1 protein-coding gene is annotated in these 301 nt (G+C 62.8%); it reads right to left on the reverse strand.

Annotation, left to right across the window (positions count from 1 at the left end; translation table 11 throughout):
- On the reverse strand, positions 1-301 hold a 301-nt coding region (locus tag AC2YI2_RS35245), incomplete at both ends, for a chemotaxis protein CheW (RefSeq protein ID WP_487391154.1).

The raw sequence follows: 301 nt of genomic DNA on the forward strand, positions 1-301 counted from the left end.
CCGCTTGACAAGGCAATCGATGTAGTCGGCCCGCCAGCGCATTCCGACGCTAGGCGGCGGCTCACTGGCGGCACGGCTGAGCGTCGTCACCTCATAGACTCTGTCGGTACGGATGCCGATCAGTGTCGGCTCGCCGTCGAGTTCGAGCTCGATAACGATGATACGGCTGTCGATCGTCGCCTCAGTGACCTCCATGCCGAAGGCCAGGCGGATGTCGGCGAGCGGTATGACCTTGCCGCGAAAGTTGATGACGCTCGAGACGAAAGGCTTGGAGCCCGGAACACGTGTCTCCGGCAGGAGG

The organism is Rhizobium sp. SRI_017 (assembly GCF_057586295.1).